A 23,716-nucleotide genomic window follows, 5' to 3' on the forward strand; every position below is an offset into this window, starting at 1 on the left:
ACGAATGTCACTCGTGATCCGACCGCCCGAAGTCCGCCCGCGCGTCGTCCTGGCCCTGTTCGATGATCGAACGCCGCACCGCGCGCGTGCGCGTGAACGTTTCGAACAGCTGGTCGCCCTTTCCCCAGCGGATCGCGCGCTGCAGCTCCGACAGGTCCTCCGAAAACCGCTGGAGCATGTCGAGCACCGCGTCCCGGTTCGCCAAGAACACGTCGCGCCACATCGTCGGATCGGACGCGGCGATGCGGGTGAAGTCGCGGAAGCCGCCGGCCGAATATTTGATGACTTCGCTGGACGTCACTTCCTCCAGGTCGCTGGCGGTGCCGACGATCGTATAGGCGATCAGGTGCGGCAGATGGCTGGTGACGGCGAGCACGCGGTCGTGGTGCTCGGGCTCCATGATCTCGACATCGGCACCCAGCCGTCGCCAGAACGCGCTGACCCGCTCGACCGCGACGTCGGGGCTGCCGGGCGCGGGCGTGACGATGCACCAGCGCTTGTGAAACAGCGATGCGAAGCCTGCCTCCGGGCCGCTCTTCTCGGTGCCCGCGACCGGATGCGCCGGCACGATCGTCGCGCCGGGCAGCGCTGCGGTCAGCGCCTCGACGACGCTCGCCTTGCACGATCCGACGTCACTGACGATCGCGTCGTCGGGCAGGTCGCCGGCGAATTCTGCCGCCAGCGCGCCCATCGCGCCGACCGGTACGCACAGGATGACCAGGTCGGCATCGATCACCGCGGCGCCGGCGGTGTCGGCGACATCATCGACCAGATCGATCGCGCGCGCCGTCTCGCGCACCTGGGGATCGGCGTCATAGCCGGTCAGCGCGACGCTCGGCATGCTCGTGCGCACGCCGCGAGCGACCGACGATCCGATCAGCCCGAGCCCGAGGACGGCGACACGCGCGAACGGGAGCATCAGGCCCCAGCCAGTTCCCTGAGCGCCGACATCACGCCGCGCGTCTCGTCCTCGGTGCCGATGGTGATGCGCAGCCCGTGCGGCAGGCCCTGCCCCGGCAGCCAGCGGACAATGTAGCCCGCATCCATCAGCCCCTTGTACGCGGCCTCCGCGGTCAGATCGCCCTCGAACAGGACCAGCACGAAGTTCGCCTGGCTCGGCACGGCGCGCAGGCCTGCGTTGCCGAGCTTACCGATTTCCTCGGAGAACCACGTCCGCCAGCGCGCATTATGGTCGCGCGTATTGTCGACGAAGTCGCGATCGTTCAGCGCCGCGACCGCCGCCGCCGTGCCGGCGATGGTGATCGAGAACGGCAGGCGGATGCGGTGCATCGCCTCGATGATCGGCGCCGCGGCATAGCCCCAGCCGATCCGTTCGGCAGCCAGGCCGTACATCTTGGAGAAGGTGCGCGTCACCAGCACGTTCGAGGCGCGGGCGGCGAGCGCCATGCCGCCATCCTCGGCATCGCCCTCGATATATTCGGCATAGGCGTGGTCGAGGACGAGCAGGATGTCCTCGCGCAGGCCGGCGTGCAGCCGCGCGATCTCGTCGCGGGTCGAATAGGTGCCGGTCGGGTTGTTCGGATTGGCGACGAAAACGATTTTCGTGCGGTCGGTTACCGCGGCCAGGATCGCATCGACGTCGGTCGCATAGTCCTTGTCGGGCGCGATCACCGGGGTTGCGCCGACGCGCCGCGTCGCGATCTCGTACACCGCGAAGCCGTAGCGCACGTAGATCACCTCGTCGCCGGGGCCGGCAAAGGCGCCTGCGGCCAGGTGCAGCACTTCGTCCGAGCCGTTGCCGTAGATGATCCGCGACGCATCGAGCCCGTGGCGCTCGGCAAGCGCCTCGCGCAATTCGGTCGCGCTGGCGTCGGGATAGCGTTCCAGCCGGCCGGCGGCGCTGGCGAAGGCGTCGCGCGCGGCGGGGCTGGTCCCCAGCGGATTTTCGTTCGACGACAGCTTGGCGACCTTGCGGCCGTCATCGGTGGTGCTGCGTCCGGGAACGTACGGCGCGATGCCCATGATCCAGGGCTTGGGAGCGGGTGCGGTCATAGCGCCAGCGCTATCGCCGCCGCGTGCCGCCTTGGCAAGCCGGCGACTTTATGACACGCGCTTCGCGGGGGTAAGGTTAATGCGCGGACCGACAGCTTTCTGGCAGGCGATGGAGGCCGCGCGACAGGCCAATCTGCGCGACCGTGGCGAACCGTTGCCCACGCACGGCGGCGACGGCCTGTCGCGTCGCCAGCTGATCGCCGCCGTCGCCGCGACCGCCGCGGTGAGCGCCCTGCCCCGCCCGGCACGCGCGGCGCCGGCCAGCGGGCCGGTCGCGATCATCGGCGGCGGCATCGCCGGGCTGTCGGCGCTCTACCACCTGACCCAGGCCGGGATCGAGGCGCGGCTGTTCGAGGCGCGGACGCGGCTCGGCGGGCGTATGTTGACCGTGCGCGCGCCCGGCCAGCCGGCGCTGGAAATGGGTGGCCAGCTCGTCAACAGCGACCACCGCGACATCACCGACCTGTGCCGCCAGTTCGGCGTGACCCTGACCGATCGCAAGGGCGGTCCGCATCGCACGCTCGTCATCGATGGTGCATCCGAAATCCCGCGCGAGCGACTGATCGCGGGGCTGCGCGGGATCGCCGGCCAGATCGACGCCGACGCCGCGCGGCTCGACAAGGATTATGCGAGCGTCGCCGCCGAGCTCGATCGCATGTCCTTCACCGGATATCTCGATCGGTACGCGAAGCTGATGCCGCAGGGCTTCGCCCGCGCGCTGATGGAGGCAACGGCGCGCACCGAATACGGCGTCGAGCCCGACCAGGCGTCCGCGCTCGAGCTGGTCTTCAACCTGCCCTACGTCGACGGCAAGCGGATCGACGTGCTCAGCCGCAGCGACGAACGCTATGTCATGGCCGGCGGGTCGAGCGCGCTGGTCGAGGCGATAGGCGCGCGGCTGGCGCGCCGCATCACCCTCTATCGGCGTGCCACGCGGATCGCGCCGCGCAGCGACGGCGGGGTGCGCCTGACCTTCTCCAACGACGAGACGTTCGACGCCGGCGCGGTCATCGTCACCACGCCTGCATCGATCATGAGCCGGATCGACTATGCAGTGCCGCTGCCGCCCAAATGGCGCCAGTTCATCGCGGAAGTCGGCCTGGGCCAGAACGGCAAGCTGCAGGCGATCGCGTCGAAGCGACCGTGGGAGGCGCCGATGGGTCGCGGCGGCGAAATCTGGCAGGTCGACCACGGCGCCGGCGCCTCGCTCGGCTGGGACGGCGGCGTGCGCCCGACGAGCGGCCCGGGCAGCGTCTGGACCTGGTTCACCGGAGGCAGCGAAGTCCGCGCCGCCGACCTGCCCGACGCGCGCGCGCTCAGCCAGCGCTGGGCCCGCATGGCAGAGGGCGCTGTCCCCGGCCTCACCGCCGCGCTCGACGGCCCGGTTCGCCGCACCAACTGGCACGACGAACCCTTCACGCGTGGCGCCTATGTCAATTTCCGCCCCGGCCAGCTGACAAAATTCGCCGAGCTGATCTGGACCGAGGCCAACGGTATCGCTTCCGTGCCGCTGTCGGCCGGCCCGGTCTATTTCGCGGGCGAGCATCTGTCGGACGCGTATCCCGGCTACATGAACGGCGGTGCGCAGACCGGGCGGCTGGCCGCGCAGGCGATCATCGCCGCCAGGGCGCCGGCGCGGCGGATGGGGTGACGGTCAAAATCCTCCCCGCTTGCGGGGAGGGGGACCAGCCGCAGGCTGGTGGAGGGGGCTCTCAGCGAGCGATCTCCATGCGGCCTGCCCCCTCCACCACGCCGCTGGCGCGGCGCGGTCCCCCTCCCCGTACCGGGGAGGATTTGCAGCCCTTCCCCCACTCCCCCCATCCATGCCATGGGCGCCCGCATGACCGACCCCCGCTATGGCCTCGACCGCAAAGCCGCGCTCGGCACGCTGGCGCTCGACAGCGGGGGAAGCCTCGCGTCGGTCGAGGTCGCGTACGAAACCTACGGCACGCTCAACGCAGACGCGTCGAACGCCATCCTCGTCTGCCATGCCCTGACCGGCGACCAGCATCTCGCGTCCGCCCACCCGCGCACCGGCAAGCCGGGCTGGTGGGTGCGGATGGTCGGCCCCGGCAAGCCGATCGACACCGACCGCTGGTTCGTCATCTGCTCGAACGTGATCGGCAGCTGCCTCGGCTCGTCCGGCCCCGCGAGCATCGATCCGGCGACCGGGCGGCCGTACGGCATGAACTTCCCGGTCATCACCATCCGCGACATGGTGCGCGCGCAAGCCATGCTGATCGATCATCTCGGCATCGATACGCTTGCGGCCGTCGTCGGCGGGTCGATGGGCGGCATGCAGGCGCTGAGCTGGGCGGCGACCTTTCCGACACGCCTGCGCGCCTGCGTCGTACTCGCCAGCGCCGCGCGGCATTCGGCGCAGAACATCGCATTCCACGAAGTCGGTCGCCAGGCGATCATGGCCGATCCCAATTGGGCGAACGGCGCCTATTATGACGGTACGCCGCCGACCGCGGGCCTGGCCGTCGCACGAATGGCCGCGCACATCACCTATCTGTCCGAAGCGGGTCTTACCGCGAAGTTCGGCCGCTCACTGCAGAACCGCACCGCCAAGACCTTCGGCTTCGACGCCGATTTCCAGGTCGAGAGCTATCTGCGCCACCAGGGCCTGTCGTTCACCGACCGGTTCGACGCCAACAGCTATCTCTACATCACCCGTGCACTCGACTATTTCGACCTGGCAGAGGAGCATGGCGGGCATCTGGCGAATGCCTTTCGTCATTCGAAAGCGCGCTTTTGCATCGTCAGCTTCGACACCGACTGGCTCTACCCCACCGCGGAGTCGCGCAGCGTCGTCCATGCGCTGAATGCGGCAGGCGCACCGGCCAGCTTCGTCGAATTGTCCTCGCCGTTCGGGCATGACGCCTTCCTGCTGGAAAATGCCGCGCTCGACCGGGTGATTGCAGGCTTTCTGGGGGCTGCGGCATGACCACCCCTCTGAGCGGGTCGCAAATTCTGACTCCGGCGGCATTGCGCCCCGATCTCGCGATCATCGCTGCAAATGTCGCGCCGGGCTCGCGGATCCTGGATGTCGGGTGCGGAGACGGCGCGCTGATGGCGGCGCTGCGCGACACCCGCGGGTGCGACGCGCGCGGGCTGGAGCTGAATCCCGACGACGTCGCGACCGCGCTGGAGCGGGGGCTGTCGGTGATGCAGGGTGACGCCGATACCGATCTGGCCGACTATCCCGACGCCGCGTTCGATTACGCCATCCTCAGCCAGACGCTGCAGACGACGATGCGGCCGCACGTGGTGCTGGAGCAGTTGCTGCGGATCGGCACCCGCGCGTTCGTGTCCTTCCCCAACTTCGCGCACTGGCGGGTGCGCGCGTCGCTGCTGTGGGGCGGGCGGATGCCGGTCACGAAACTGCTGCCGCTCGAATGGTATGAGACGCCGAATATCCACCACGTCACGATCGACGATTTCCGCGCGTTCGTGGATACGCGCGGGATCGTGGTGGAGGGGGCGTGGTTCTTGAATCGTGGCGTTGCGACGAGTGCGGCGGCGGCGAATTTTCGGGCGGAGCACGCGGTGTTTTTATTGCGCAGCGCGGCTAGCGGCGTGCCGCCGCTTGACTCGCGCCATCACGGCCGGCGGGCCTAGCCCGGCCGACGGCGGCGGCTTCGCCGTCGCCCTGTTTGTGAGTGTAAGCGGGATAAAAAAGGCGTGGGCAAAGCCCACGCCGTCGGCCGAACTCCGTTCGCCGGCCGTGCTCGCGCGAGTCAGGCGGCAACACGCCGCCTGCCGCACTGCGCGCAAAGCCCACGCCGTCGGCCGAACTCTGTTCGCCGGCCGTGCTCGCGCGAGTCAGGCGGCAACACGCCGCCTGCCGCACTGCGCGCAAAGCCCACGCCGTCGGCCGAACTCCGTTCGCCGGCCGTGCTCGTGCGAGTCAGCGCGCAGCGTGCGCGCTGCCGCACCTCTCAGAACGGCACGTCATCGTCCAGATCGTCGCCGTAGCCACCACCGAAATCGTTGCCACGGCCGGCGCCCGAGCTCTTCTGTGCGCCCGAGTTGAAATTGCCGCCGCCACGCGAGGAATTGCCCGCGAAGTCGTCGCCGCCGCCCCAGTCGCTGCCACCGCCCGAATCGCGCTGGCCGCCGCCGTAGCCGCCACCGCCGCCACCCTGGCCGGGGGCGCCGTCGAGCATCGTCAGGACCGAGTTGAAGCCCTGCAGCGTGATTTCGGTCGAATAGCGGTCGTTACCCTGCTGGTCCTGCCACTTGCGGGTCGTCAGCGCGCCTTCGATATAGACCTTGCTGCCCTTGCGCAGATAGCGCTCGGCGACATTGGCCAGGCCTTCGTTGAAGACCTTGACCGTGTGCCACTCGGTCTTTTCCTTGCGCTCGCCCGAGTTGCGGTCCTTCCAGCTTTCCGAGGTGGCGATACGCAGTTCGACCACCTTGCCGCCGTTCTGGAAGCTGCGGCTTTCCGGGTCGCGCCCCAGATTGCCCACCAGAATCACCTTGTTGACGCTGCCCGCCATGTCCGCTCCAAATGCTTCGAAATCCCTGTTTAGATAGGCGTGCGATGGCCGAAATCATATCCCTGAATCGCGCCCGAAAGGCGAAAGCGAAGGCGGTGAAATCGGCGCAGGCCGACGCCAACCGGGTCAAGTTCGGACGGACGAAGGCCGAGAAGGACGCCAGCGCGCTGGCCGAGGCGCAGCGTACGCGGCTGCTCGATGGCGCGAAGCGCGATCAGGAAAAGGAAGAGTGATTCAGAGAAGGCGCGAAGACACGAAGGCGCACGTTGAAGCTTCTTCGCGCCTTTGCGCCTTCTCTGAACTAATTTCCTTTTTCGCGCCGCGAGGTCAGCCCAAGCCAGCCCAGACCGCGATCCAATAGGTCGCGCCCGCCGCGACGTACGCCAGCGCGAACAGATAGCCGATCATGAACGCCGGCCATTTCCAGCCGTTCGTTTCGCGTCGGACGACCGCGATCGTCGATAGGCACTGCGGCGCGAAGACGAACCAGGCGAGGAAGGCGAGCGCGGTCGCCAGGCTCCAGCGGCCCGCCAGCCGCCCGCCGAGCTCCTGCGCGCCCTGCTCCTCGTCCGTCGCGTCGATCGCATAGACGGTCTGGAGCGCCGACACCGCGACTTCGCGCGCGGCCATCGCCGGGATGACCGCCAGACTCATCTCGTGATTGAAGCCGATGGGCTTCAGTCCGACTTCCAGCACGCTCGCGATGCGGCCGGCGATCGAATATTCGCTCTGCTTGGCCCCCTCCGGCGCGACCGGATAGCTCGCCAGCAGCCAGAGCGCGATCGTCACGCCCATGATCATCGTGCCCGCGCGGCGCAGGAACACCCAGGCACGCTGGAACAGGCCGATCGCGACGTCGCGAAGGTTGGGCCATTGATAGCGCGGCATTTCCAGCAGGAAGCCGCCGCCGACTCCCTTGGTCGCGGTCCGCCGGATTAGCACCGCCGCCAGCATCGCGCTGACGATACCCGCCAGATACAGCGCCAGCAGCACCAGCCCCTGCAAGCCCACGCCCGGCATCACCTGGCGCGCCGGAATGAACGCGCCGATGATGACGGCATAGACCGGCAGACGCGCCGAACAGGTCATCAGCGGCGCGACCAGGATCGTCGTCAGCCGTTCGCGCGGGTCGCTGATCGACCGCGTCGCCATGATGCCGGGGATCGCGCAGGCGAAGCTCGACAGCAGCGGGATGAACGCCCGTCCCGACAAACCGACACCGGCCATCAGCCGGTCCATCAGCATCGCGGCACGCACCATATAGCCCGACGCCTCGAGCATCAGGATGAACAGGAACAGGATGACGATCTGGGGCAGGAAGACGACGACCGATCCGACGCCGCCGATGATGCCTTCAACCAATAGATCGCGCAGGAACCCTTCGGGCAATGTGGCGACCGCGGTGTCGGCCAGCCATCCTTGCGCGCCCTCGATCCAGCCGATCGGCGCTTCCGACCAGCTGAACACCGCCTGGAACATCACGAACAGCAGCGCGAGCAGGATGACGGGGCCGAGCACCGGATGCAGCGCGAACCGGTCGAGCGAGCGCGTCACGCCGCGCGACCGCGACGTCTCGGTGCTGGCAACCTTTGCGATGCGGCGGGCCTCGCGCTGGAAATGGCGGATGTCGGCGTCGATCGAATCGACCGCGACCTGCGGCACCGCGCGCGTCCTGAGCGCCTCGCCCAGCGCTTCGCGTAAGGGGTCGAGCCCGCGCTTGCGGACCGCAACGGTCTCGACGACCGGCAGGCCGAGCTCGCCCGACAGCGCGGCGGCATCGATCGTCATACCGTCGCGCGCGGCCATGTCGACCATGTTCAGCGCCAGTACCATCGGGAGGCCCAGCTGCTTCAGCTGCAGAACGAAGCGCAGATGGTTGTCGAGATTGGTCGCGTCCGCCACCACGACGATCGCATCGGGCCGGCGCTCGCCCGCCTGGCGACCATAGACGACGTCGCGCGTCACTTCCTCGTCGGGACTCGATGGGTCGAGGCTGTAGGTGCCGGGCAGGTCAACCAGTTCGACGGGGCGGCCATCGTTCAGCGACAGGCGGCCGGTGTGCCGCTCGACGGTGACGCCGGGATAGTTGCCGACCTTCTGCCGCGCGCCGGTCAGCGCGTTGAACAGCGCCGATTTGCCGGCGTTGGGATTGCCGACCAGCGCGACCAGCGGAAGAGCGGTCATCAGAGGGTGACGCGGATCGCCCGGGCGATGTGGCTGCGGAACGTGATGGTCATGCGTCCGATTCGGCACGCGAGCGGCCCGCCGCCCAACGTCGCGCCGTGCAGCAGCTCGATCTCGACCCCCTCGTCCAGCCCGAACTCGCGCAACCGCCGCCCTTCGGCATCACTCAGCTGCGTCCAATCGATCGCGGCCACCGTCGCCAGCGCGTGGCGCGGCAGGGCGGCAAGGTCGATCGGGAGGGGAATGGCGGAATGGGCGGTCATCAGCTGCGAGTGATTATCAATAGAGTGGTGGTTTGACCAGCCCTAATGCGAAAACCCTGCGGACTTGCCAATGGGCGTGAAAACGCCATTGCCACGCCCCCCGGCCCTTGCTAGAGGCGCCCTCCTTGCCAGCCTTCCGGCCCAGCCGGTTGGGGTTTCACGTGCGGTCGTGGCGGAACTGGTAGACGCGCAACGTTGAGGTCGTTGTGGGCGAAAGCCCGTGGAAGTTCGAGTCTTCTCGACCGCACCATTCCCGATCAAGCGAGGGCACCATAGGTGCTTGATGATCGGGACCGCTGTTGGCGGCGATTTCGAGCGACTTGATCGGCCCGGTGATGGTGATCAGCTGCGGCGCGACCACAACCTTGGCGATAAACCGGCGCGCATAGCCCTGACGCAGGGTCGGGTCATCGGAGCGTAGCTTGGCCAGGATGACCTCGCCGAGCCGATCGATGGCTTCTGGTGTTACCCGCCGGTCGGCGGCGGAGAGCTGGCGTTCGACCAAAAGGATTTCCTGTTCGAGATCGGCGCGGCGGGTGCGCTGGGCGGCGAGCCGCGCCGCAAAGTCCATGTCGCGGGCAGAGACAACGCCCTGCTCGATAAAGTCGAACATGTTCTGGATCGCGCCGTCGACCCGCGTTCGCTCGGTGCGCAATGCCTTGAGATGCGCCTGCCGCTCGCGCACGGCGGCGGAGCTGTCGTCGAGCAGATTTGCAAGAAACTGCTGCAGCCGCTCAGGACGGAGCAGCCGCTCGGCCATTGCGTCGATCACGATCGTCTCGAGCTTCTGGTCGCGGATGCTTGTCCCTTCACAGGCGGTCTCACCGCGCCGCAGGTTGCGCGAACAGCGATAATAGCGGTAGCGACCGCCCTTGCCGGTCGCGATGGTCAGCGCGTTGCCACATTCGGAGTGACCGCACTTGGCGATACCGGCGAGCATGGTCGGTCCCGACACGAACGTCGGCGCGGTGATGTGGCGGGCATTGCGGACGATGCCGGCCTGGACCTCGAGCCATTCGGCCTCGGGGATGATGACCGGCGCCGCGATCTCCTGCCATTCCTCCTCGGGCCGCCTGACGCCGTTGCGCGTGTCGTGGACGCCGTACAGATGCTTGCCGCGATAAGTCGAGCGGGTGAGGATGTCGCGGACGTTGGAGACATGCCACTTGCGCCCCCGCAGAGTCGCGCCGGTCGCGTTCAGATGGCAGACGATTTTCTTGTATCCCATCGGGCCGCGCCCGATGCCCAGCCGCTTCATGCGGAAGATCTGCTGGACCATCAGCGCCTCGGAGGGTTCGATCGCCAGCCGCTTCCTGGCCTTGTGTCCGCGCATCTCGGCGATCTCGGTCGTGTAGCCGAACGGCGGGATCGCGCCGTTCCAATAGCCGTCGGCCGCGTTGCGCCGCATGGTGTCGCGGGTGAACTTGGCGGTCTGGCGCGACTGATATTCGTCGAAGTTGGAGAGGACCGAGCGGACGAGATCGCCTTCGGCATCCTGCCCAACATCCTGGGTGATGGCGACGATGCGCACCCCGGCGCGCTTCAGTCTCCGGCGGTAATGCTCGAGCAGATAATGATCGCGGAACAGCCGGGAGAAACTGTACACACCGATCTCGGTGACGCCGCTCCCTTGCCGCAACGCATGTTCGAACAACGCCTGGAGGCCGGGTCGGCTGTCGGTGGTGCCGCTGAGGCCGGCGTCGCGGTAGATATCGATCAATTCGACGCCGCGCTGCGCATAATGCGTGGTCAGCCGCTCCTGCTGGTTATCGAGGCTGATCCCGCCCTCGGCCTGGCGCTGGGTCGATACCCGGACATAGCCGAGCGCGCGTTCGATCTTCGGTGTCGGCATCGGCGAGACCTTTCAACATTATAGCGGAGCCGGTTTGTGCACGGGAACGGTAGCAACCCAGCGTCCGACACGTCAGTTTGCGAACGGGGATCACGCGTTCGATTGCGGTCCATTGATGCTGTCCGTCTCGCGCAGCCTCTGCCGCAATGCCGCGACGACCATCTCGTGGCGCCGCTGTCCGGCTGGCGAGCGCTTGTAGCCCCTGACGGTCCAATAGTCCGCAGGCACGTCGTAATCGTCGCGAAAATCCTCGCCGCCAGGCGGCGTGTTGAACCAGCCATAGCCCATCGAGCGATCGTCGTCCGCGATGCACTCGCAGTCGAAGGCCAGCGTCGGGAACAGCTTGGCCAGATCCTCGAACGTGTCTGTCGGGAAGATCGCGAGCGTATCGAACGCGAACGAATAATAGCCGGGCTCGGCCGGAAAAGTTTCACGGAAGTTCCAGGTGTCGTCACCGCCGATCCGGCAAAGCTCGATCGCGTGGGTGCTGCCTGCCCAGTTGTTGGCCGGCGCGGGGAAGATGAAGCGCCGCTTGAAGCGATCGATCTCGCTTTGCGGGCCGTAGATTTCGACGCTGTTCCACATCTCGTCGCACATGATATGCATGATTACTCCCTTCACTTGGTCAGACTTGGGCGGTGGCGACGACGGCGGGACTGGCCGGGGCGGGCGACGGCTGCACGCCAACGACGGGTTCTCCCTCGTCCGGTCCTTCGAAGATGTAGCGAAGCTCGTCCGCGCTCAGCAGGGTGAGGAGCCACTCCGATTCCGAGCGGTCGAGCGCGAACGCGTCCGGCAGCCGGTCGTCGACGAAAGGCAAGGGATCGAGGTTGCTCACGCATGGAGCATCGCCCGATTCGTGAACGTCGCAGGGGTAACCCGAACCGCATGACGATCACCGGCGGAACAGCGCGACGGGATCGATGCCGAACGTCCGCGACGCGCGCTCGGCGATCACGGGATCGCGCAGCTTGACCTGGAGCGACGCAAGCGGTCCGCGTGAACCCTTGTTGGCCGGATCGAGCCCACCATCGCCGCCACGCGCGGTGCCCAGCTGTGCCGCCTCGCGATCCGGCTGCCCCGCCGCCCTGAGTACGGTCGCGACGAAGATGGTTTTGGTCCTGGAGGGTTTGGTCGCGTGTGCCTCGAGCGCGCGCTGGTCCAGCACCGCCTCGACCAGCGCCTCGACCGCATTCAGCGCCTTGATCAGATCGATCGCCACGAACGTGGCGGCCTCGCTGGACTCGAGCCCGAACCAGAAGCCGCTCATGCTGGTCTGGGTCAGGTTCTGCTCGAAGATATCGCGGTTGGTAATCCCGGCGACAGCGGCGACCGCGTTGGCGATCGCGCCAAGCTTGGTGGTCACGCGCGCATCGGCACAAGCCGCCCGGCGCAGCATCGCGCGGACCTCGATCGCGACCGCCCACACGAAGTCACCGGCTGCGCCGCTGGCGAGCAATTTGTCGCCAAGCAGCTTCTTGCGGACTGCATCATCATCACCGCTCATCGTCGGTGCCCGCGCGATCAGCTCGCTGACCGCGATCGCCGGTTCGGCAACCGATGTCAGCAGGACGTGGCCGGCGGACTTCCAGACGGTGTAGCCCGCGAAATGCCGTCCGTGCGGGCTGATGGCGAGGCGACGGATGTGCGCGATATTATCGTGCGCCATGCCGATCAGCAGGATACGCGCATGATCGCATAGCAGGTGCTTCAGCCTGGACCGGTCGATCCCGGCTTGCGTGCCTAGCCGCGCTGCCAAGCGCAACTGACGTTCGAACAACGCCCGGAAGATGCGGGGATGCGTCTCGCGCAGTTCGTCCAGCGCCTCGGCATGGGCGTCGAGACGATCGCCCAGCCAGTCGCTGGTGATCCAGAAGAGTGCATCATCCCTGGCGAAGACCGAACTTGCCTCAGTTGAAATGATCGCGAGCAACTGCTCGCGGATCGCCTTGTAATCGCCAGGCAGCGTCCCGAAGTGCAGGCTGGACAAGGGGTGGCGCACTGCTGCGTTCCTGAGTTCGACAGCGGCGCGGATCGGGGCTGGCAACGATTTGGAACCCTGGCCCGTATCGAGAATGAATGCGGCCACGAGCTGGGCCAGCTCATGCCGGTCGAACAATGCAACGTTACGGGCGGCAGCGGTGGCGCGCTCGGCGCGTGTCAGGACGCGGCGGATCTGGGGCGCCTTCGGGGGCTTGCGAACTTTACGCGGCATGCGACCATAGCCCTGGCTATGGATCGCGGTCCGGGAGCGATCTCGTGAGGTTAGCCCTTTCTAGGGGCTGAGCCACACTCAGGGATGGCCCGCGACCGACTGGGGGTTGACTGCGCCCCGCTGCTTCTCCTTTGGCGCCCAGACCTGCGCCAACACTACCCGATCGAATGCACGCGTCGTCAAAGCATCCGACCAGCGAAAGATAGCATGAGAGACAGGCCACGAAAAGCGCGAATTGAGCGCTATTGTCGTCGCGCGTGCTGCTTAGTGAAGGTGACGTGCAAAGGGGAAGGTTCCTGTGCCTCAACACAGGAGATGAAAAATGACTATTATCGTACTCGATATCGAAACGATCGCCGATCCCGCCGCCTGCGAACGCGCCGCCGTTGATCCGGCGGACGGGTTCCCGGCATGGCCGCTGCACCAATTGCTGTGTGTATCGCTGCTGACGGTTGATCGCGACCGCGACCAGCGGCACCGTTTCGAAGTCGAGACCTTCTCACGCTCGGCGATGTCGGAGCGCGCCATCGTCGCCGAGGTCGAGCGGCGGCTTGAGAAATGTCGTGGCGTGATCACGTACAACGGACGCGGGTTCGATATCCCGGTACTACTCGCCCGGGCCGCCTTGACCGGCGAGTATGTGCCGAGCCTATTGCGCGCCGGTAATCGGGCGAACGCTGGGTTCCATACGGATCTCATGGATGAGATCACCAGCTACGGCGCTGCGGTCAGACCGCGGCTGGTCGATGTATGCGCAGGCTTTGGTATCCCGGCGAAACTCGACATCGCTGGCAGCAGTGTCGCCGCGCTCGCGGCGCAGGGCGATTACGGGCGCATCGAGCGCTACTGCGAATCCGACGTCGTATCGACATGGCTCGCCGCCCAGATGTGGTGGTCGGCACAGGCACCGGGGTTGGGCATCGAGCACTGGCGCGAACTGGCCGGATGGATATTCAGCAACCAGCCGCGATTGGCTCATCTGCTGCCCTATGTCCCGGCGCCCACCGTGCCCGGCGGCGGTTCCGCGTTCGATCCATGTGCGGCCGGGCTGATCGATCTTTGAATGGACAACCAGTCCCAGCTTTCCTGCGGCAGCTAGGCGCCCCAATTTCCGCCCTCTGGCCTCACTTGAGGCACTCCTAGAAGCGGCCGTTCTGCGTGGCTCAGGGGGGAGCCTCGGTCGGTTGATCTAGCCGATCATTGCGCCTGCCAGATGCTGCAACTTGTCGGGGTTGCGAACGATGTAGATCGCTGCGATCTTGCCGTCCCGTATATCGAGGGCGGTAGTTTGCACGAGGCCGCGATCGACGCTGATGTAGCCAGGCAGGCCATCAATCTCGGCAGTGCGTAGCAGTTGGGCGGTCGGCGCGTTCTTGCGCTGCAGTCCGGCGAACAAGCGCAGCGCGCGATCAACGCCGCGGATCACGTTGCGGAAGGCCATGACCTTGCCGCCGCCGTCCGAGTGGATCTCCACCTCTTGGGCAAGCAGCGAGGCAAGTGAGGCGGTATCGCCATCGCGTGCGGCAACGAAGAACGCCTGAGTTATCCGGTCTGCCTCGGCTGCTTCCACGCTGAAGCGCGGTCGCGCGGCCTGGATATGCTTGCGTGCGCGAGAAGCCAGCTGGCGCACAGCAGCCGGCTCCCGACTAAGCGTCACCGCAACGTCGCTCAGAGCCACATCGAATACGTCGTGCAGCAGGAAAGCTGCGCGTTCCAGCGGCGACAGGCGCTCCATCGCGAGCATCAGCGTGACCGTGAGATCGTCGGCAATCGCTTCATCGGGATCGGTCGAGCCCACCAGCGGGTCTGGCAGCCATGGGCCGATGTAAGTTTCGCGGCGCGAGCGAGCGGATTTCAGGCGATCGAGGCATAGCCGGGTGACGACCCGCGTGAGATAGGCGGCGGGCGAGTCGATGCCACCCTCGACCTGCTCCCATTTCAACCAGCTATCCTGGACGACGTCCTCGGCTTCGCTGAACGAGCCGAGCATTCGATAGGCCAGGCGGACAAGACGCTTACGCTCGCGCTGAAAGTCACCCAAGCGAGAACTCGGTCCGATCGTCTTTGCTGACACCTTCGCGCTGTCGACCCTCGTCATCTTGCGTCGCTCCAATGGTTTCCCTGATCTGACGAGCCAGCTCGCTGCAGTGTGACATGGTCGCAGGCAGAACGAAAATTCCTGGGGCATGTCACATCGCCAGAGCCCGCCTCGTCAGTGCAGCGAGCGTCACTTGGGCGCTGCTGCAAGAGGAGTGATGGCGTGAACGAGATCAAAAGGCTGGTGTGGCATGAGGTTGCGCCCGTGGGCGCCAAGGCACTGTTCGGCGTGCACCACTACGTAACAACGGGCACCAACTTGCCGGAAGAGATGATCCACCTCGTGTTCCTGCGCGTGTCGCAGATCAACGGCTGCGCGCACTGCATCGACCTGCATACGCGCGACCTGCTCAAGACAATGCCGCTCGACAAGGTGGTGCTGCTGCCGGTGTGGGCTGAGGTGCCCCACCTCTTCGATCCGCGATACCGCGCAGCCCTTGCCTGGGCCGAAGAAGTTACGCGTGTCAGCGAGACCCATGCCTCGGACGACGCCTATGCCGCAGTAGCGGCAGTGTTCGAGCCACGTGACTTGGTCGACCTGACCATCGCGATCGCGGCGATGAACGCCTTCAACCGGCTTGGCGCGCCATTTCGTTTGCCGGTCAAAGCCAAGCCCTGACACTTCCCGACGTATCGGATCTACTGATCATGACCGAACGACTAAATCACATGCGCCAGGTGCCGGCGCTGACGCAGAAGCTCACCGAACTTACCCTCACACTCAAGAAGGGGACAGTCGAGCAGACCATCCTGAGCTTGATCGAGATACGAACGTCGCAGCTCAATGGCTGTGCCTTCTGCCTCGACATGCACGTCAAACAGGCCAAGCTCCACGGCGAGCGCGAGCTGCGCCTCCACCACCTCGCGATCTGGCGTGAATCGACCCTGTTCAGTGATCGCGAGCGCGCTGCACTGACATGGACCGAAGCGCTCACCCGGCTCTCGCCCCACGGCGTGGCAGACGACATCTACGCGGACGCACGCGCGCAGTTCTCGGAAGATGAGCTCGTCTACCTCACCTACATGGTGATGGTGATCAACGCTTGGAATCGCGCCTCGATTGCGTTCCGGCCGGTGCCCGGGTCGCAGGACAAGGCTTTTGGGCTGGATAAATCAGGGCTGTCTTGATCGAGAGCATGAGTTATTCATCGAGCGGTCGCCCAAAGGCGCTCAAGTCAAATGAACGGCCGCTCGTCCGAAGACTCGCAGTCTTCCGCTATGCGCCCTCATCTCCGCCATTCTGGTTCCGCTCGATCGATCCCGAAAGTTGCAGTTCGTTCAAGCCAGTTTGTCCGGTCAAAGACTGCGAGTACGCTTTCGGGTGGCGATCGCTGCCGTTCGTCCTGCGTCCGTCGCTTGAACCGGACAAGTCGGGTTGGCAGAGGACAGAGCATAGGTATGACGGCAAGGATCCGCCGTGAAGTCTGATCCACCTAACGACTACCGATCCAACTTGCGGACAGGGTCCGTGACCTTGATTTCGCGCCATCGTCGTCGAACGGGTTGTTCCGGCAGTTCGGAGTAATCGTCAACGAATCCCATGCCATCAAACTACGTGAGGACCCCTGCAATTCAATGCCCGCGGACTCGACCCCGGGACGTCAGCATCGCCCGTGCCTCGAAACGTCAGAGGCTACTCATATGAGCAGGTTGGCGATCCGGTTCAGGTCCCGACGTACCGCAACCCTAACTTACCATCTGCTTGCGTCCAGCATACCAGCGCAGGCCGATCCGCTCTGTCCCAGCGTACGGCAATTTGCTGGCCCACCTCGAACGCGTGCGTGCAATGCGCGCGTGCGCCAGTGTCGCTGACGTCCAGCAGATGCGCGCGATACTCGTTGCCGTTCGAAGTGATGATCGACACCTCAAACACTTTGATTCGGACAGCGTCGCGGCGCTCAGTGGCGGAGGTCGGCATCAGAACACCTTCAGCAAGCGGAGGTTTAGGCGGGGGTCGTGACTATCGGTCTCGTAGCGTGGGCCGGACAGCGGCACCGCGACTTCGACATTGGCATCGATCGATGAACTGACGTCGGCCCTGACACCACCGCCGCCGGACACGAGTCCGCCACCACCGAACCCCCCGGCAAGGTTCGTCACCCGCCCGCCATCAACGAAACTGTAAAGTTGCGCCTTGCGGCCCAGGCCCAGGGGGTTGCGCCAGTCGTAGCGCAGCTCGGCGAGGCCCATATAACCCTGGTCACCGGACCGCTCGCTATAGTCATAGCCGCGCAGGAACGCGCTGCCGCCGATGCCGATCTCCTCGGCGACGAGAAGAGGGGCGCTCGAGACTTGGGCCTGGGTGGCGAGACGCAAGCTGACCCCACCGCCCAGCGGCCGGGTCCAGTCCGCCCAGCCGAGCAGCGCCGTGAACGTGCCGTCGGCATCGTCACGCGACGCCATCGGATCGCCGGCTCGCGTGGCGCCTAGGCCATCCAACCCACGCGAAAGCGTGAGCGTCCCGCGAAGAACACCGCCGGCGGCCTGCATGTTGCCGTTTACGCTGACCCGGACCGCGAAGATGCGGTCGCGCCGGCGCCGCTCACCCGCGCGGAACTGTTCAACGTCGCGCACGCTCAGATTGCCACCCAACCACAGGCTGGCGTTGCGACGACGGTGAAGAGGGTGAAGTAGGGAAATGGTCGCCGACACGCTGTCACCGGCAATGTCGAACGCATCCAGATAGGCACCCGGGCGCGTCGACGATGCGGCGACGGCGACCGCGACTTCGGTCCCGTCGCGGCTGACGCGCTTGCTGTATCCGGTACGGACATATTGCAGCTCGTCGGGTTCGAACGGTGTAGTCACATACGTAACCGTGAATGCATCGTCGGACGAAAAGACACCGTTGATGTCGGCGTCGAGGCGCAGCTGTTCGGGACCGATCGGCGCCGTACTGTCGTTCTCCAGCACGGCACGGATGCGCGATTGGGTCGCGTGGGTCTTTACGACCAGCGTCCCGTGGCCGTCCTCGCGGACGAAGGCGCTGCGCAGGATGGTGACGCCGTCGATATCGCCGGCGACCAGCAGGCGACGCTCGACCTCGTTCATGCGCGCCGGTTTCCCGATCAACGGCGCGAGCGCTGCGCGGACGGCGGAGTTGTCGTCGCCGTCGATGCGCACCGCCTCCAGCACGCCCGGATCATAGCGAATTTTGAGAACACCGGCGGCAAGGCGTTGTGGCACGATCGACGCGGAAGCAAAGACATAGCCGCGACCGCGCGCGCGGCTGCCGATCTCCTCTGTCAGCCGGATCAGGTCGTCGGCGCCGAGCGACCGCCCGATGTAGCGCGCGACGATGTCGGAAAAGTCGCGCTCCGTCAGGCCCTGCAAGCCATCGAACGTAATGGCGCCGACATCGATCGCGCCACTTGCCGGCACTGCCGTCGCAGGTCCGGTCGCCTCGACGACGGGTGTCGGTTCGCGAACCTTTGCGGGCTTGGGAAGATTGTCGCGCTCGATCCGCGCCGGATCGACCCGATCGATTGCTGTCTGGGCAAGCGCGGGCGACGCCATCGCGATGGCGCAAGCACTTGTCCAGACTCTGATGTGCATCAATTTTACGGCCTGCAGTATTCGCGAAGTCCAAGCAGTAGCAGCCAAAGTGTTACAAAAGGCTCAAATTTACGGAATTTAACCAAGAGTCAGAAGAGCGTGGAAATCTCTGGGTCCTATTGGCCACGATGAGTCAAAAGGGGATCCATTGATGTCCACGATCTTTCGCGCCGGCGTTGCAGTGCTATGCCTGCTGTCGAGCACATCGGCGCTGGCGCAGGCGCGGGTCTGGCAGCTGAGCGAAGCGAGCGGTCGTGTAACGGTGACCGACGCTCGCGGAACGCGGCCGGCCGAGCGTGGCATGACGATCGCGCCGGGAGCCACGGTCCAGACAGCTCCCGGCAGTCGTGCGGTAATGGTGCGCGGACCCGAGTTCGTGACCGTCTCGGCGAACAGTCGCATCCGCGTGCCAGAGGCGGCACAGCAGACCGGCCTGATCCAGATCTTGCAGGATTGGGGAACGGCGCTGTTTCGAATCGACAAGCAGCCGAACCCGCATTTCGGTGTGAAGACGCCGTATCTGGCCGCAGTCGTGAAGGGCACGACTTTTTCGGTCACCGTTTCCCGCGAAGGGGCGTCGATGCAGGTCGTCGAGGGCGCGGTCGAAGTTTCGACCGACGATGGCGGCGCACGTGAACTCATCCGACCGGGTTCGCTGGCGCTGGTCACGGCGGCGGATCGATACCGATTGACGGTCCAGGGGGACAACGCGCACAGCGTCGATTCCCCCGCGCGATCGGCACCGCCGGCGGCGCGGCCCGCGGTGGATACCTCGCCGACACCCACGCCGCCATCGGATACGCCGCCGCCTGGCACTAGCGATGGATCATCTGCACCGGCACCATCGACCGACGTTCCGGCGAACGACGTCGTCTCGACCGTGATCGTCGAGAAGCCGGTGGATTTGGGCAAGGTGACCAACGGCATGATCACCGGTCCAGCTCCCGTCCAGCTTGCGTCGATCGCGGTTTCGCCGGCGACGACCACGGTTGATGTGCGTCCCTTGCCCGCCGCTGATGCCGAAGCGCGGGCGCGTGCCGAACGCGAGGCGTCGGAGGCGGCTACCCGTGACGCGCAGGCGCGGGCCGCAGAAGCGCAACGACAGGCTGACGTCGCCGCGGAAGCTGCAGCACAAGCCGCACGGGAGAAGGTCGAGGCGGAGCAGCGTGCTGCCGAAGCAGCGGACCGTGCCGCTCGCGCCGAGGCTGCGGAACAGGCACGTGTTGCAGAAGCTCGTGCGCGTGACGAAGCAAAGGCTGTAGACGATGCCCGGCAGGCCGCCGAAGCGGCACAAAGGGCAGCCGAACAAAGTGCCAGGAACGACGCCAAGACGGCCGACGACAAGGCGAAGCACGACGCAAGCGCGGCGGACGATGCAAAGAAGGCTGCCGATGACGCAGCCAAGAATGCGGCCGAGGCCGATAAGAAGTCCGCCGACGAAGCCAAGAAGGCAGTCGACGAGGCCAGAAAGGCGCAGGACGCGCTCGACAAGGCAGCGGCCGACGCTGCAAAAAAGGCCGCCGACGAAGCCAAGAAGGCAGCCGACGAGGCCAGAAAGGCGCAGGACGCGCTCGACAAGGCAGCGGCCGACGCTGCAAGAAAGGCCGCGGACGACGCTAAGAAAGCCGCTGATGACGCGCGCAAGGCCGCCGATGACGCGACCAAGAATGCCGCTGAGGCCGACAAGAAGGCCGCCGACGAAGCCAAGAAGGCAGCGGACGAGGCCAGGAAGGCGCAGGACGCGCTCGACAAGGCGGCGGCCGATGCTGCGAAAAAGGCCGCGGACGACGCTAAGAAAGCCGCTGATGACGCGCGCAAGGCTGCCGACGACGCGGCCAAAAATGCGGCCGAGGCGGACAAGAAGGCCGCCGACGAAGCCAAGAAGGCAGCGGACGAGGCCAGGAAGGCCCAGGACGCGCTCGACAAGGCGGCGGCGGATGCCGTGAAAAAGGCTGCCGAGGACGCGAAGAAGGCACAGGATGCGCTAGACAAAGCTGCCGCAGACGCCGCGAAGAAGGCGGCAGACGATGCAAAAAAGGCCGCCGACGAGGCGCGCAAGGCCGCCGAGGATGCGGCGAAAAAATCGGCTGAGGCTGACAAAAGGGCTGCTGACGAGGCCAAGAAGGCGGCTGAGGAAGCAAAAAGGGCGCAGGACGCGCTCGACAAGTCGGCCGCCGACGCCGCGAAGAAGGCGGCCGAGGACGCGAAGAAGGCGGCCGACGACGCAGCGAAGGACGCGGCGGACACCGCGAAGAAGGCGGCGGACGCGGAAAAGAAAGCTGCCGAAGAGGCTAAGAAGGCTGCAGACGAAACTGCCAAGCTCGACGCAAAGGCGGCGGAGGACGCGAAGAAGGCTGCCGAGGAGCAGGCCAAGCTCGACGCAAAGGCCGCAGAAGACGCGAAGAAAGCTGCCGAGGACGCCAAGAAGGCGGCGGACGAGGCGACCAAGGCTGCCGAGGATGCCGCCAAGAAGGCTGCAGAGGATGCGAAGAAGGCCGCTGACGAGGCCAAGAAGGCGGCGGACGATGCCGCCAAGAAGGCTGCCGACGAGGCCAAAAAGGCCGCCGAGGATCTTAAGAAGGGCGTGGGTATCTAACCTCGCCCCGCTCTGCGGCGGGCCCTGCAATATCGTTCAAGCCGGGTGCTATCCTTGGGAAAACATTAGTCATTCTCCGGTAGGATGCCGCGATGGACCTTCGCTTCTTTGCCGCCGGAATTCGCAATCGCCTGTCCAAGCGTCATGTGATGGCCGGCATCGTCTCAGTGTCTTTGGCGCTCGCCGTGCTGTGTGGGGTGACCGGTAGTGGCATCGGTGTAGAGCGAATGCTCTCGGCCTGGAGCGCCGCGCTACGCAGCCATCCGGCGAGCGGCGACCTGCACATCGTCGAAGTCGATGCGGCCAGCATCGCCGCGATCGATGACTGGCCATGGTCGCGCGCGGAACATGCGAAGGTGGTCGACCGGCTGCGTGCCGCTGGCGCAAGCGTGATCGCCTTTGACATCGACTTTTCCTCCCGCTCCAGTCGCGCGGGCGACGCAGCTTTCGCCGCGGCGATCGATCGGGCGGCCGGTCGTGTCATCCTGCCGACTTTCCGGCAGACGTCCGGTAGCCGCAATGAGAGCGAGATCGACGCACTGCCGGCGGCTGCGCTGCGGCAGAACGCTGCCCTCGCGGCCGTCAGCGTTCTGCCCGATCGCGATGGCGCCATCCGGGAGGCGCCGATCGGCACCGTCACGGCCGGGGTTCCGCGGCCATCATTGTCGGCGATGCTGGCGGGGCGGGCAGGGGCCGCGGGCGCATCCTTCCCGATCGATTATGCGATCGATCCGACGACGATCCCCCGGCACAGTTTCATCGACATCCGCGACGGGCGGTTCGACCCGGCCACGGTTCGAGGCCGCCAATTCCTGATCGGCGCGACCGCGATCGAACTGGGTGATCGCTATCCCATTCCGAATTACGGGGTCGTTCCCGGCGTTCTCGTCCAGGCACTGGCCGCGGAAACGCTCGCACGCGGTGTACCCTCCCGGGTCGGCTGGCCCGTCGCCATTGTCATCGCCCTGTTGTGTGCGATCGGGATCGTCCGGACACGGCGCAGTTTTGACCTCGCCGTTGTCGGCGTGGCTTGCCCGGTCATTGTCTTTCTGTTGGCCGTCGGTCTGCAGGCGGCGTTCGGCATTGTCGTCGCGCTAGTCCCGGCGCTGCTTCTGCTCGGCTGCACCCTTTTCGCCACCATCGCGGCGCGTTTGGCCCTGGCCTGGCACGCACGACGCTTGCATGACCCGGTGACCGGCTTGCCCAATCGTCAGGCGCTGGCGGTGTTCCTGCGGGGCGGCTCGACGGGCGGTGTCGTCGTCGCGCGCATCGCCGATTTCGAGAAATTGGCAAGCGGCCTGTCTAGCGAAGCCACCGGGCAAGTCATGCTTCGGCTCGCTGATCGCATCCGCCTGGTCAGCGAGGACGCGCAGATCCATCGGATTAACGATCGCATGTTGGCGTGGCCGGCGACGATCACCATCGACCAGGTGGCGGACCGATATGCGACGCTCCGCACGTTGATGCTGTCACCGATCGAGATCGGCGGACGCCGGATCGATGTCAGCCTGTCCATCGGTATCGCCGATAGCTGCGCCAAAGATTCCGAGCAGACGATCGCCAATGCCGCTCTTGCCGCCGAGCAGGCGCATGAGGCGCAGAGCGGATGGCACCTTCATACGGACGCGGAGGGTGAGGCTGTCGACCGCGACCTCTCGCTGCTGGGGGAACTGACCGAAGCTGTCGAGCGGGGTGAACTGACGGTTCACTATCAGCCTAAGCTCGATATCGCTTCCGGCCGCATTGCCAGCGTTGAGGCGCTGGTACGCTGGGACCATCCGACGCGAGGCTTCCTGCGCCCCGACCTGTTCATCCCGCTTGCCGAGCGCAACGACCGCATCGAGGGGCTGACGCTGGCCGTGATCGAGCAGACCATTGCCGATCTGAAGGGTTGGGCGGCGCATGGGCACGCGCTGACCGCCGCGGTCAACCTGTCGGCGAAGCTGCTTAGCTCCGACAGCTTCAACGCTGATCTTATCGCGCTCTTGCATCGCACCGGCGTCGCGCCCGAACGACTGATCTTCGAGGTGACTGAGTCGGCCGCAATGGTTGAGCCGGAAGCCGCCCAGGCGGCGCTCACGCGATTCCGGGAAATGGGCGTCGCGGTCTCGATGGATGACTATGGCACGGGCCAGTCGACGCTGTCATATTTGAAGCGCTTGCCGCTCACCGAAGTGAAGATTGACCGGAGCTTCGTCCAATATGCCCATCAGAATCGTGGCGATGCCATCTTGGTACGCTCGACCGTCGACCTCGCCCACGAATTGGGGCTGAAGGTTGTTGCAGAGGGCGTTGAAGACGAAGCCTGCCTCGCTTTTCTCTCCTCTATCAATTGCGACATGGCGCAAGGATATCTCATCAGTCGTCCTGTCGATGCGAACGAGATTACCGCAATGCTATCCAGTAAGGCAGCAAAAGTCGCGTGACGATAGT

The 23,716-nt window shown here is 65.8% G+C and carries 20 protein-coding genes, 1 tRNA gene and 3 pseudogenes; 10 read left to right on the forward strand and 14 right to left on the reverse strand.

The window, feature by feature from the left end; translation table 11 throughout:
* Nucleotides 1-7: 7 nt before the first annotated feature.
* Both JW805_14955 and JW805_14960 read right to left on the reverse strand, forming a co-directional pair.
* On the reverse strand, nucleotides 8-919 hold the full coding sequence (locus JW805_14955) for a prephenate/arogenate dehydrogenase family protein (GenBank protein MBN2973311.1): 912 nt from the start codon (nucleotides 917-919) through the stop codon (nucleotides 8-10).
* Nucleotides 919-2,013 (reverse strand): histidinol-phosphate transaminase, encoded by a 1,095-nt coding sequence (locus tag JW805_14960; protein MBN2973312.1) that lies wholly within the window; start codon nucleotides 2,011-2,013, stop codon nucleotides 919-921. Before JW805_14960 ends, JW805_14955 begins: the two co-directional genes overlap by 1 nt.
* 79 nt (nucleotides 2,014-2,092) lie before the next feature.
* On the opposite strand from JW805_14960, the gene JW805_14965 reads away from it, so the two are divergent.
* The 3 genes from JW805_14965 to metW all read left to right on the forward strand — a co-directional run bounded on the left by JW805_14965 (nucleotide 2,093) and on the right by metW (nucleotide 5,637).
* Nucleotides 2,093-3,664: an FAD-dependent oxidoreductase gene (locus JW805_14965; protein ID MBN2973313.1), complete on the forward strand. Its 1,572-nt coding sequence runs from the start codon at nucleotides 2,093-2,095 to the stop codon at nucleotides 3,662-3,664.
* A gap of 177 nt (nucleotides 3,665-3,841) precedes the next feature.
* Complete coding sequence (locus tag JW805_14970) at nucleotides 3,842-4,963, forward strand: homoserine O-acetyltransferase (protein MBN2973314.1); 1,122 nt, start codon at nucleotides 3,842-3,844, stop codon at nucleotides 4,961-4,963.
* Nucleotides 4,960-5,637, forward strand: a complete 678-nt coding sequence (metW, locus tag JW805_14975; GenBank protein ID MBN2973315.1) for a methionine biosynthesis protein MetW — start codon at nucleotides 4,960-4,962, stop codon at nucleotides 5,635-5,637. The genes JW805_14970 and metW overlap by 4 nt, the downstream gene beginning before the upstream one ends.
* Nucleotides 5,638-5,957: 320 nt before the next feature.
* Here metW and ssb read toward each other — a convergent pair whose 3' ends face one another.
* Nucleotides 5,958-6,521, reverse strand: coding sequence for a single-stranded DNA-binding protein (ssb, locus tag JW805_14980; GenBank protein ID MBN2973316.1), 564 nt, complete (start codon nucleotides 6,519-6,521; stop codon nucleotides 5,958-5,960).
* A 44-nt stretch (nucleotides 6,522-6,565) separates the two neighbouring features.
* Here ssb and JW805_14985 point away from each other — a divergent pair, with 44 nt between their 5' ends.
* Complete coding sequence (locus tag JW805_14985; protein ID MBN2973317.1) at nucleotides 6,566-6,754, forward strand: DUF4169 family protein; 189 nt, start codon at nucleotides 6,566-6,568, stop codon at nucleotides 6,752-6,754.
* Between the two features lie 94 nt (nucleotides 6,755-6,848).
* On the opposite strand, the gene JW805_14990 is transcribed toward JW805_14985, so the two are convergent.
* Nucleotides 6,849-8,705: a ferrous iron transporter B gene (locus tag JW805_14990; protein MBN2973318.1), complete on the reverse strand. Its 1,857-nt coding sequence runs from the start codon at nucleotides 8,703-8,705 to the stop codon at nucleotides 6,849-6,851.
* The gene (locus JW805_14995) at nucleotides 8,705-8,968 is read right to left on the reverse strand and encodes a ferrous iron transport protein A (protein ID MBN2973319.1); all 264 of its coding nucleotides are present in this window, start codon (nucleotides 8,966-8,968) and stop codon (nucleotides 8,705-8,707) included. The genes JW805_14990 and JW805_14995 overlap by 1 nt, the downstream gene beginning before the upstream one ends.
* A gap of 163 nt (nucleotides 8,969-9,131) precedes the next feature.
* Between JW805_14995 and JW805_15000 the strand changes: the two genes are divergently transcribed.
* Nucleotides 9,132-9,218, forward strand: a tRNA-Leu gene (locus tag JW805_15000).
* Between the two features lie 507 nt (nucleotides 9,219-9,725).
* Here JW805_15000 and JW805_15005 read toward each other — a convergent pair.
* The 6 genes and pseudogenes from JW805_15005 to JW805_15030 all read right to left on the reverse strand — a co-directional run bounded on the left by JW805_15005 (nucleotide 9,726) and on the right by JW805_15030 (nucleotide 13,035).
* Nucleotides 9,726-9,908: pseudogene (locus JW805_15005) on the reverse strand (zinc ribbon domain-containing protein).
* A 54-nt stretch (nucleotides 9,909-9,962) separates the two neighbouring features.
* Nucleotides 9,963-10,376 (reverse strand): annotated as a pseudogene (locus JW805_15010) (recombinase family protein).
* Nucleotides 10,350-10,820 (reverse strand): annotated as a pseudogene (locus tag JW805_15015) (recombinase family protein). Before JW805_15015 ends, JW805_15010 begins: the two co-directional pseudogenes overlap by 27 nt.
* 90 nt (nucleotides 10,821-10,910) lie before the next feature.
* Nucleotides 10,911-11,426 carry a hypothetical protein gene (locus tag JW805_15020; protein ID MBN2973320.1) on the reverse strand — a complete coding sequence of 172 codons (516 nt, stop codon included), beginning with the start codon at nucleotides 11,424-11,426 and terminating at the stop codon, nucleotides 10,911-10,913.
* 19 nt (nucleotides 11,427-11,445) lie between these two features.
* Nucleotides 11,446-11,658, reverse strand: coding sequence for a hypothetical protein (locus tag JW805_15025; protein MBN2973321.1), 213 nt, complete (start codon nucleotides 11,656-11,658; stop codon nucleotides 11,446-11,448).
* Nucleotides 11,659-11,715: 57 nt separating this feature from the next.
* Nucleotides 11,716-13,035 (reverse strand): hypothetical protein, encoded by a 1,320-nt coding sequence (locus JW805_15030; GenBank protein MBN2973322.1) that lies wholly within the window; start codon nucleotides 13,033-13,035, stop codon nucleotides 11,716-11,718.
* A gap of 322 nt (nucleotides 13,036-13,357) precedes the next feature.
* Between JW805_15030 and JW805_15035 the strand changes: the two genes are divergently transcribed.
* Entirely contained in the window at nucleotides 13,358-14,098 is a 741-nt protein-coding gene (locus tag JW805_15035) for a ribonuclease H-like domain-containing protein (GenBank protein MBN2973323.1), read from the forward strand.
* Between the two features lie 126 nt (nucleotides 14,099-14,224).
* Here JW805_15035 and JW805_15040 read toward each other — a convergent pair whose 3' ends face one another.
* Nucleotides 14,225-15,133 carry a sigma-70 family RNA polymerase sigma factor gene (locus JW805_15040; protein ID MBN2973324.1) on the reverse strand — a complete coding sequence of 303 codons (909 nt, stop codon included), beginning with the start codon at nucleotides 15,131-15,133 and terminating at the stop codon, nucleotides 14,225-14,227.
* Between the two features lie 171 nt (nucleotides 15,134-15,304).
* On the opposite strand from JW805_15040, the gene JW805_15045 reads away from it, so the two are divergent.
* Nucleotides 15,305-15,751 (forward strand): carboxymuconolactone decarboxylase family protein, encoded by a 447-nt coding sequence (locus JW805_15045; protein MBN2973325.1) that lies wholly within the window; start codon nucleotides 15,305-15,307, stop codon nucleotides 15,749-15,751.
* A gap of 29 nt (nucleotides 15,752-15,780) precedes the next feature.
* The gene (locus JW805_15050) at nucleotides 15,781-16,260 is read left to right on the forward strand and encodes a carboxymuconolactone decarboxylase family protein (protein ID MBN2973326.1); all 480 of its coding nucleotides are present in this window, start codon (nucleotides 15,781-15,783) and stop codon (nucleotides 16,258-16,260) included.
* A 535-nt stretch (nucleotides 16,261-16,795) separates the two neighbouring features.
* Here the strand turns inward: JW805_15050 and JW805_15055 are convergent.
* Both JW805_15055 and JW805_15060 read right to left on the reverse strand, forming a co-directional pair.
* Nucleotides 16,796-17,050 carry a PilZ domain-containing protein gene (locus JW805_15055; protein ID MBN2973327.1) on the reverse strand — a complete coding sequence of 85 codons (255 nt, stop codon included), beginning with the start codon at nucleotides 17,048-17,050 and terminating at the stop codon, nucleotides 16,796-16,798.
* A complete protein-coding gene (locus tag JW805_15060) occupies nucleotides 17,050-18,648 on the reverse strand; it encodes a ShlB/FhaC/HecB family hemolysin secretion/activation protein (GenBank protein ID MBN2973328.1) in 1,599 nt (532 codons plus the stop codon). The genes JW805_15055 and JW805_15060 overlap by 1 nt, the downstream gene beginning before the upstream one ends.
* 190 nt (nucleotides 18,649-18,838) lie before the next feature.
* On the opposite strand from JW805_15060, the gene JW805_15065 reads away from it, so the two are divergent.
* Together JW805_15065 and JW805_15070 are read left to right on the forward strand one after the other, a co-directional pair.
* Nucleotides 18,839-21,283: a FecR domain-containing protein gene (locus JW805_15065; protein MBN2973329.1), complete on the forward strand. Its 2,445-nt coding sequence runs from the start codon at nucleotides 18,839-18,841 to the stop codon at nucleotides 21,281-21,283.
* 92 nt (nucleotides 21,284-21,375) lie between these two features.
* Entirely contained in the window at nucleotides 21,376-23,709 is a 2,334-nt protein-coding gene (locus tag JW805_15070; protein MBN2973330.1) for an EAL domain-containing protein, read from the forward strand.
* The last annotated feature ends 7 nt before the right edge of the window (nucleotides 23,710-23,716 follow it).

Source organism: Roseomonas aeriglobus (genome assembly GCA_016937575.1).
GTDB classification, from domain to species: Bacteria; Pseudomonadota; Alphaproteobacteria; order Sphingomonadales; family Sphingomonadaceae; genus Sphingomonas; species Sphingomonas aerigloba.